Here is an 8,525-nt window from a genome sequence, read left to right as displayed (position 1 = left end):
GGCATTCCGGCATCCGGCATCCGCACGGCCCCTCCCGCGCCAAGACGCTCAGGTTCCCCGCCGCAGACGCTCGGATTCCCCGCCGCAGACGCTCGGATTCCCCGCCTCAGGCGCTCAGACCGCGATCATCACCGCGAGCCCCACCGCCCCCGCCACGATCGGTGCGAGGACCGGGTACGACCAGCGCACCACCGGTTCGCCCTGGGGCTCGGGGTTCTCGCGGCGGGTGGCGCGTTCCTTGACCTCGCGCAGTTCGTCGAGGGCCTGGTCGGCCATGGCGCGCGGGACGGGGCCGGCATCGGCGTGCGGACCGAAGCGGGTGGGGGGCGCGGTGCCGCGCGTCGCCTGCCGGCCGGCCTTCTTGCGCTGTCGCAGAGAGACGGGGATGGCCCACAGCTGGTAGGTGCCGTCGCCGGTGATCACTTCGGTGGAGTAGCCCGCCCGCAGGCCCTCGACCGCGTCCCAGGGCAGCGTGATCGTACGGAACGGGTTACGCACCGTCAGCCGGTCCTCGCCCGCCCTGACCAGGGGCCGAAGGGTGAAGGCGGTCACCAGCGGTACGCCGAGGAGCAGGGCGAAGAGCGCCGTGAGGCGGGTGTGGGCATCGCCGCGCAGTAGTGCGTCGCCGCCGAGCCAGAGGCCGAGCAGGAGGAGCAGTGCGCCGCCGGCGAGGGCCGCGGGCGAGCGGTAGCTGCGCTCCGCGTACTGCTGTTGCGGCGGGGTGGACCGGTCCTGGCTCGTCATGCCGCCGATTCTGCCGGACCGTCCGGATGCCGGACATTGCGTTACGGCATCATTCGGGGGCGTGCGTCGGGCGTGCGCCGGAGCGTGCGTCGGAGGTGTCCGGGTCCTGGTGGCGGCCGGTTCCGGTGCCCGCCACCAAGCACCGCACCAGGCACGCCAGCAGGCGCCCCGGTGTCGGGTGCCCGCGCGCACCGGCCGGATTCGGACCGTCCAGGGGGATGACATGGCGCTACGCGCGTAGATATGCTCCCCTCGTGACCATGCCCATCACTGTTCCCGCATACGGCAAGGAAGCCGCGGGGCGTCTGGCGTCAATGGCGGACGTGACCGCCGACGACGGTGCGCTGCGCCGCTTCCTCCACGGCCTCCCGGGGGTCGACGCGGTCGGCCTCGAAGCCCGCGCCGCCACCCTCGGTACCCGCTCGATCAAGACGACGGCGAAGGCGTACGCCATCGATCTCGCCCTCTCGATGATCGACCTGACGACGCTCGAAGGCGCGGACACCCCGGGCAAGGTCCGGGCGCTGTGCGCCAAGGGCATCCACCCCGACCCCACCGACCGCGGCTGCCCCAAGGTCGCGGCGATCTGCGTCTACCCGGACATGGTCGCGACGGCCAAGGAGGCGCTCGGCGGCTCGGGGATCCACGTCGCGTCCGTCGCCACCGCCTTCCCGGCGGGCCGGGCCGCGCTGCCGGTCAAGCTCGCCGACACCCGGGACGCGGTGGCGGCCGGCGCCGACGAGATCGACATGGTGATCGACCGGGGCGCCTTCCTCTCCGGCCGGTACATGGACGTCTTCGAGGAGATCAAGGCCGTCAAGGAAGCGTGTGCCCGGCCCGACGGGAGCGCCGCCCACCTCAAGGTCATCTTCGAGACCGGCGAGCTCCAGACGTACGACAACGTCCGCCGGGTCTCCTGGCTGGCGATGCTCGCGGGCGCCGACTTCATCAAGACCTCCACCGGCAAGGTCGCCGTCAACGCCACCCCGCCGGTCACCCTCCTGATGCTGGAGGCGGTCCGCGACTTCCACGCCACGACCGGTGTCCAGGTCGGGGTGAAGCCGGCCGGCGGTATCCGTACGACCAAGGACGCGCTCAAGTACCTGGTGATGGTCAACGAGACGCTGGGCGAGCCCTGGCTGACCGCCGACTGGTTCCGCTTCGGCGCCTCCAGCCTCCTCAACGACCTGCTGATGCAGCGCCAGAAGCTCAGCACCGGCCGCTACTCCGGCCCCGACTACGTCACGGTGGACTGAGGCTCCCATGACCTTCGATTACGCACCCGCACCCGAATCGCGCGCGGTCGTCGACATCGCGCCGTCCTACGGCCTGTTCGTCGACGGCGAGTTCGTGCCGGCCCATGACGGCAAGGTCTTCAAGACCGTCTCCCCGTCGTCGGAGGAGGTCCTCTCCGAGGTCGCCCAGGCGAGCGCCGAGGACGTCGACCGTGCCGTGAAGGCCGCCCGCAAGGCCTTCGAGAAGTGGTCCGCGCTGCCCGGCGCCGAGCGGGCCAAGTACCTGTTCCGGATCGCCCGGCTCGTTCAGGAGCGCTCGCGCGAGCTGGCCGTGCTGGAGTCGCTGGACAACGGCAAGCCGATCCGGGAGTCCCGGGACGCCGATCTGCCGCTGGTGGCCGCGCACTTCTTCTACTACGCGGGCTGGGCCGACAAGCTCGACCACGCGGGCTACGGCCCGAACCCGCGCCCCCTTGGCGTCGCGGGCCAGGTCATCCCGTGGAACTTCCCCCTCCTCATGCTGGCGTGGAAGATCGCTCCGGCGCTGGCGACCGGCAATACGGTCGTCCTCAAGCCCGCCGAGACGACGCCGCTGTCCGCGCTGTTCTTCGCGGACATCTGCCGCCAGGCGGACCTGCCGAAGGGCGTCGTCAACATCCTGACGGGCGACGGCTCCACGGGCGCCGCCCTGGTGGCCCACCCCGGCGTCGACAAGGTCGCCTTCACCGGCTCCACCGAGGTCGGCAAGGCCATCGCCCGTACGGTCGCCGGCAGCGACAAGAAGGTGACCCTGGAGCTGGGCGGCAAGGCGGCGAACATCGTCTTCGACGACGCGCCGCTCGACCAGGCCGTCGAGGGCATCGTCAACGGCATCTTCTTCAACCAGGGCCAGGTGTGCTGCGCGGGCTCGCGGCTGCTGGTCCAGGAGTCGGTGGCCGAGGAGCTGCTGGACGCCCTCAAGCGCCGGATGCGGACCCTGCGGGTGGGTGACCCGCTCGACAAGAACACCGACATCGGCGCGATCAACTCCGCGGAGCAGCTGGCCCGGATCACCGCGCTGGCCGAGGCGGGCGAGGCCGAGGGCGCCGAGCGCTGGTCCCCGTCGTGTGAGCTGCCCACCACCGGCTACTGGTTCGCCCCGACGCTGTTCACGGGCGTCACGCAGGCGCACCGCATCGCCCGTGAGGAGATCTTCGGCCCGGTGCTGTCGGTGCTGACGTTCCGCACGCCCGCGGAGGCCGTGGAGAAGGCGAACAACACCCCGTACGGCCTGTCCGCGGGCATCTGGACGGAGAAGGGCTCGCGGATGCTGTGGATGGCGAACAAGCTGCGTGCGGGCGTCATCTGGTCCAACACGTTCAACAAGTTCGACCCGGCCTCGCCGTTCGGCGGCTACCAGGAGTCGGGCTACGGCCGCGAGGGCGGCCGGCACGGTCTGGAGGCGTACCTCGCCCCGTCGAGCCCGGAGGGCGCGCGCTGATGAACACTGTTGACCGCTTGAGTGTGCTCAAGACCTACAAGCTGTACGTCGGGGGGAAGTTCCCCCGGTCCGAGAGCGGGCGGGTGTACGAGGTGACCGACTCCAAGGGCACATGGCTCGCCAATGCGCCGCTGGCCTCCCGCAAGGATGCCCGGGACGCGGTGGTCGCCGCCCGTAAGGCGTTCGGCGGCTGGTCGGGTGCGACGGCCTACAACCGCGGGCAGGTCCTTTACCGCGTCGCCGAGATGCTGGAGGGCCGCCGCGACCAGTTCGTGGCGGAGGTGGCCGCGGCCGAGGGGCTGTCGAAGGCGAAGGCCACGGCGCAGGTGGACGCGGCGGTCGATCGCTGGGTCTGGTACGCGGGCTGGTCCGACAAGGTCGCCCAGATCGCGGGGGGCGCCAACCCGGTGGCGGGCCCGTACTTCAACCTGTCCTCCCCCGAGCCGACCGGTGTCGTCGCGGTCGTGGCGCCGCAGGATTCGTCGTTCCTCGGTCTGGTGTCGGTGATCGCTCCGGCGGTCGTCACCGGTAACACGGTGGTCGTGGTGGCCGCCGAGGGTGCCCCGCTGCCCGCCCTTTCGCTGGCCGAGGTGCTCGCCACGTCCGACCTCCCCGGCGGTGTGGTGAACATCCTCTCGGGCCGTACGGCGGAGATCGCCGCGCCGCTCGCCGCCCATCAGGACGTCAATGCCCTGGATCTCGCGGGTGCCGGCGAGGAGTTGGCGAAGGAGCTGGAGGTGGCCGCGGCCGACAACCTCAAGCGGGTGCTGCGCCCGGCGCCGGTGAACTGGTCCGCGGACCCCGGCACCGGCCGGCTGATGAGCTTCCTGGAGACGAAGACGGTGTGGCACCCGATGGGCGTTTAGCCCTGCTCTGGCGGCGTTATGACGTGCCGTCACAAATGCCTGTGCGGGGTCTCGCCTTGGGGCGGGGCCCCGCACGGCTGTCCGATCCTTTAACTACGATTGACCTCACAGCACGCCATCGACGTTCAACGGGGGAGATTTCGTGCCGGAGCAATTCAGCGCTGCCCAGGAAGCGCTGCACAAGTTCGCCAGGAGCGCCGATCAGCGGGCCGAGAAGGTGCGGTCCATCCGCAGCGGCCTCGCCTCCCACTCCGTGCACCGCGAGGCTTTCGGGAAGCTTCCGGAGTCGGAGGAGATCAGCAAGGACTACGAGGAACGCCAGGAGGACACCCTGGAAACCCTCGAGGACATCGCCACCTTGCAGGAGAAGATCAGCGAGGGCGTCACGACCACCGCGCGGTCCTACCAGGACAGCGATGACGAGACCGTCCGGGCGTTGAACAGCGTGCACCACGAGGGTGGCAGCCGATGAGCGGGCCCGCATCGACGGCAGTCGGCGCCTACAACAAGGTCAACGACTGGATGAGCGGGATGAGCGGTCTCGTGGACGAGATCATGCGTCCGCTCGTCGAACCGCTCGCAGACCAGCTGGAGTTCGTGACCGGCGACCCCGAGACGCTCAAGGAAGCGGCCAAGCTGTGGCGCGACAAGGCCGCCGACCTCCGGGACGTCGTGGCCGACCAGCGGCGCGACCGTTCGGATCTCGCGCACGAGTGGACCGGTGAGGCCGCCGAGGCACTCCAGAACTATCTCGCCGAGCTGGAAACCGCCATGGAGGCGGAAGCCAATGACATGGACAAGACGGCCGAGGTCCTGGAGGGGGCTGCCGAGCAGGCCCAGTTCGCCCAGGAGATGGTCGAGGCCATCATCCAGGAGCTCATCGAGTGGGCCCTGATCACACTGGCAGCGGCGTTGGCCCTGACCGTCGTGACCGCGGGTCTCTCATGGGCCGGCGAGGCCGCGATGGCCGCGACCGAGGCCAGCGTCGCCACGAGCCGTATCGCCGAAGTGGTGTACAAGCTCGGCAGCAACCTCAAGTCCCTCTCCAACATTCTGAAGTTGCTCAAGCGGGCGAAGAAGTTGACGAAGCTCTCCAAGGTCAAGAAGATCAAGCCCTGGACCTGGAAGCACATGAGCGACCCGGTGGAGAGGGAGGCGTTCCTGATGGGACAGGGCGCCAAGAAGGCGCTCAAGGCCATCAAGACCCCGCTGAAGGCGGGCGCCGCCATCGGGATGGGCGGCCTCGGTTTCAGCGGCACCCCACTGGGCGCCGCGGCGGGAGTCGCCGTCGATCACGCGGCCGAGAAGGTGGATGAGTTCCTGACCGGCGACAAGTCCTCCTCGTCCGGCGACAACAGCTCGCCGCTGCCCGACTTCGGTTCTTCCCGGCCCACGCACAGCGAGGTGCACCTGCCGCCCGCGCCGGACTTCGCCCCCTCGCGCCACGTCCAGGAGCCGGTCTCCCCGCTGGGCGGCGGACGCCCCACCGCCCCGGACCCGGGGTTCGCGTCGCTGCCCGACGAGCCCGTCGCCCAGGACCCACTCAGCCGCTACCGCGAACCGGCCGTCGAGGAGAATCCCGGAGTGACCACCATGCCGGCGCCGGCCCGGACGACCGCGCCCCGCGATCCCGACAACCCGTTCGGCTGAGCCGCACACCGGACGAAAGGAGCGGCACCGGATGAAGCCGTTTTACCGCGACTGTTTTCCCCCTTACCTCCAGCCGGGGGAAAGGCTGATCATCGCCTCGGACTACTGCCACAATGCGGCGCTGCCCTTCGTCCCTGCCGAGCTGCGCACCCCGCGCCCCCCGTCCCCTCTCGAACAGCGGGTGCGGGGCGCGCTGGGGAACGCTCTGGGCAAGGTGACGAAGCCGCTGGGCCCGGCGATCAGCAACCGACTGGCGAACAACCCCGTGACGCGGGCCGTCAGCGGGTCCGCCGGCAACAGCGCGCCGCGGCCCGTCGGCAAAGAGGGCGAATCCGTCGCCACGTATGCCGCCGGAGACTTCGGCGGCCAGGGCAGGAGGCGGCCGGACCGCGACCTCAGCGAGGCGGTGTTCGAAATTCAGGACACGATCGAGGACGCCGCGTCCGACGCCATCGAGCGCATGATGTACGGCAAGCCCATGGAGGGCGGCTGGTCGAGCATGGCCGGGCGTTTCCTGGTCGATCTGACGAACGCGGGCGACGAGCCCAGATTTCAGGCGCTGACCGACCGCCGGCTGATCGTGCTCGTGGACCGCAACAAGAGCTGGCTGAACGGCACCCCGAAGTGTGATCTCGGGGTGGCGGTGCCCCGTTCGAACATCGCCCGGGTCACCGCGCATTCGAAGGCCATCACCAAGGGACGGTTCGACGTCACCTTCATCGACGGTTCGTGGATCGCCCTGGGCAGTCTGCACCGCGCGAACATGGAGGGCATTGTCGCCGCCTTCCACCAAGGCGTCTGATCACATGTTCCGGGGGAGCTGACCGCGTGCCGAAGACGGACCATGCAACGCCCTGCCGCCAGTTCCTCCACCCGGGCGAAGTGCTACGGGATGCCTGGGACTACCACGAGTACCCGGATCTCCCGCTCGTGCCCGCCCACCTCCGGGCGCCCCGACGTTCGGGCCGACGGCCGGGCCGAGCTGCCCACAGGCGCCGGGGGCGGGCCGTGCCGTCCGCCGCCCGTCCCTCACCCCGGCAGCACCCTCGTCACCGTCCCCACCAGCGGCAGGGTCCTGAGCGTGCTGCCGCTGGAGAGGGGGCCGGTCACCATGCTGGTGCCCACCGGCTTGAAGTCGGCGATCTGGGTGCCCACGGCGTTGGCGAGCGGGTCGACGGAGGTGTTGGCCAGCGGGTCCACCTTGAGGTTCTTGACCGGGCCGACGCCGCCGGCCGCGGAGTGCAGCAGTGCGCCGGTCAGCGCGGAGGCCGTGGCGCCGGAGTCGGTGCTGCGTTCGGTGGCGGACGCGGGGGCGGCGCTCGCCGTTGCCGCACCGCCCGCCGCGATCGCCGCACCGGCCGCGGAGATCACCAGGCCGACGCGCAGCAGGGTGCGCGGGATGCGGCTGGGCTTGGGACGTGCGTGGGAGGGCATGTGCCACCTGCCTGTGGGGTCGAAGCGGTCGAAGTGCTGTACGAAAGGTGCGAGCGAGAGCGGCTCGGTAATCGGTTGACTGCGTAGCGTAGTTGAGGGGCGGGGGCCGATCCACCTCGCGCGCCAGGGGTACCCCACACGGGCCAATGCGCGACAATGGCTGCCCGTGAGCCTTCACTCCTCCTCCCGGCCGCCCTCCCCCGAGCGCTCGACTCCTCCCCCACCCTCGGCTGCGTTCGGGCGGGAGGACCCCCATGAGCAGGGCGGCCCTCCCGCCCGGGTCGTGCTGCTGACCGGCCCCTCGGGCTCCGGCAAGTCGTCCCTGGCCGCGTGCAGTGGTCTGCCCGTCCTCACGCTCGACGACTTCTACAAGGAGGGGACGGACCCGACCCTGCCGCAACTGCCCGACGGTGGCGGCGCCGACTGGGACTCGCCGCTCTCCTGGGACGCCGAAGCCGCGGTCGCGGCCATCGAGGCGCTGTGCCGTACGGGGCGCGCCGACGTTCCGGTGTACGACATCGCGACCAGTGCCCGGGTCGGCGCGGCGGGTCTGGACCTGGGCGGTGCGCCGCTGTTCCTCGCGGAGGGGGTCTTCGCCGCCGATGTCCTCGCACGGTGCCGCGCGGCGGGGCTGCTGGCCGACGCGCTGTGTCTGCGCGGGCGCCCGTCCACCACGTTCCGCCGCCGGCTGGCCCGGGATCTGCGCGAGGGCCGTAAGCCGGCGCCGTATCTGGTGCGCCGCGGACTGCGGTTGATGCGCGCCGAGCGGTCGATCGTCGCCCGGCTCACCGCGCTGGGCGCACACCCCTGCGCCAAGCCGGAGGCGCTGGCCCGGATATCGGCCGCGCGGGCGACCCATGCGGATGCGGTGGGTGCGGCGGCGCGTTCCTGAGTCACGACCGCTTTCGGGCCGGGCGCCGGTGCGCCGGCCGGCTTCCGCCGGGTCCGCCGATCGCTTCGGGCGGGTGCCGGGTGCGCCGATCGGCTTCGGCCGTGGCCGCGTACGCACGAAGAAGCGGGTTCGGACGGCCCCCCCGGTCGTCCGAACCCGCTTTTTCTTCCCCCGTGCTCCCCCGTGCTCCCCCGTATCCCCCGATACGTCCGGCCGTCACCGAG

Annotated in this window: 9 protein-coding genes; 7 read left to right on the top strand and 2 right to left on the bottom strand. The window is 71.0% G+C overall.

Translation table 11 applies throughout. From position 1 onward, the window contains the following. Positions 1-114: 114 nt before the first annotated feature. Positions 115-744: a PH domain-containing protein gene (locus EST92_RS29495; RefSeq protein WP_129283753.1), complete on the bottom strand. Its 630-nt coding sequence runs from the start codon at positions 742-744 to the stop codon at positions 115-117. A 260-nt stretch (positions 745-1,004) separates the two neighbouring features. On the opposite strand from EST92_RS29495, the gene deoC reads away from it, so the two are divergent. The 6 genes from deoC to EST92_RS29465 all read left to right on the top strand — a co-directional run bounded on the left by deoC (position 1,005) and on the right by EST92_RS29465 (position 6,777). Next, positions 1,005-2,000, top strand: coding sequence for a deoxyribose-phosphate aldolase (gene deoC, locus EST92_RS29490; RefSeq protein WP_174244170.1), 996 nt, complete (start codon positions 1,005-1,007; stop codon positions 1,998-2,000). A gap of 7 nt (positions 2,001-2,007) precedes the next feature. Beyond that, positions 2,008-3,459, top strand: a complete 1,452-nt coding sequence (locus tag EST92_RS29485; protein ID WP_129283752.1) for an aldehyde dehydrogenase family protein — start codon at positions 2,008-2,010, stop codon at positions 3,457-3,459. Next, the gene (locus tag EST92_RS29480) at positions 3,459-4,325 is read left to right on the top strand and encodes an aldehyde dehydrogenase family protein (protein WP_161981792.1); all 867 of its coding nucleotides are present in this window, start codon (positions 3,459-3,461) and stop codon (positions 4,323-4,325) included. Before EST92_RS29485 ends, EST92_RS29480 begins: the two co-directional genes overlap by 1 nt. A gap of 142 nt (positions 4,326-4,467) precedes the next feature. After that, the gene (locus EST92_RS29475) at positions 4,468-4,797 is read left to right on the top strand and encodes a hypothetical protein (protein ID WP_129283751.1); all 330 of its coding nucleotides are present in this window, start codon (positions 4,468-4,470) and stop codon (positions 4,795-4,797) included. Further along, positions 4,794-5,975 (top strand): WXG100 family type VII secretion target, encoded by a 1,182-nt coding sequence (locus EST92_RS29470; protein WP_129283750.1) that lies wholly within the window; start codon positions 4,794-4,796, stop codon positions 5,973-5,975. The genes EST92_RS29475 and EST92_RS29470 overlap by 4 nt, the downstream gene beginning before the upstream one ends. Positions 5,976-6,006: 31 nt before the next feature. Next, positions 6,007-6,777 (top strand): hypothetical protein, encoded by a 771-nt coding sequence (locus tag EST92_RS29465; protein WP_129283749.1) that lies wholly within the window; start codon positions 6,007-6,009, stop codon positions 6,775-6,777. A gap of 227 nt (positions 6,778-7,004) precedes the next feature. Here the strand turns inward: EST92_RS29465 and EST92_RS29460 are convergent, their stop codons facing one another. Then, on the bottom strand, positions 7,005-7,409 hold the full coding sequence (locus tag EST92_RS29460; protein ID WP_129283748.1) for a hypothetical protein: 405 nt from the start codon (positions 7,407-7,409) through the stop codon (positions 7,005-7,007). 283 nt (positions 7,410-7,692) lie between these two features. Between EST92_RS29460 and EST92_RS29455 the strand changes: the two genes are divergently transcribed. Continuing rightward, positions 7,693-8,301 carry an ATP-binding protein gene (locus tag EST92_RS29455; protein ID WP_129283754.1) on the top strand — a complete coding sequence of 203 codons (609 nt, stop codon included), beginning with the start codon at positions 7,693-7,695 and terminating at the stop codon, positions 8,299-8,301. Positions 8,302-8,525: the final 224 nt, after the last annotated feature.

The sequence above is a fragment of the Streptomyces sp. TM32 genome (assembly GCF_004122755.1).
Taxonomy (GTDB): Bacteria; Actinomycetota; Actinomycetes; order Streptomycetales; family Streptomycetaceae; genus Streptomyces; species Streptomyces sioyaensis.
The sequence above is the reverse complement of the archived record's forward strand: the minus strand, read 5'-3'. Positions and strand labels throughout refer to the sequence as shown.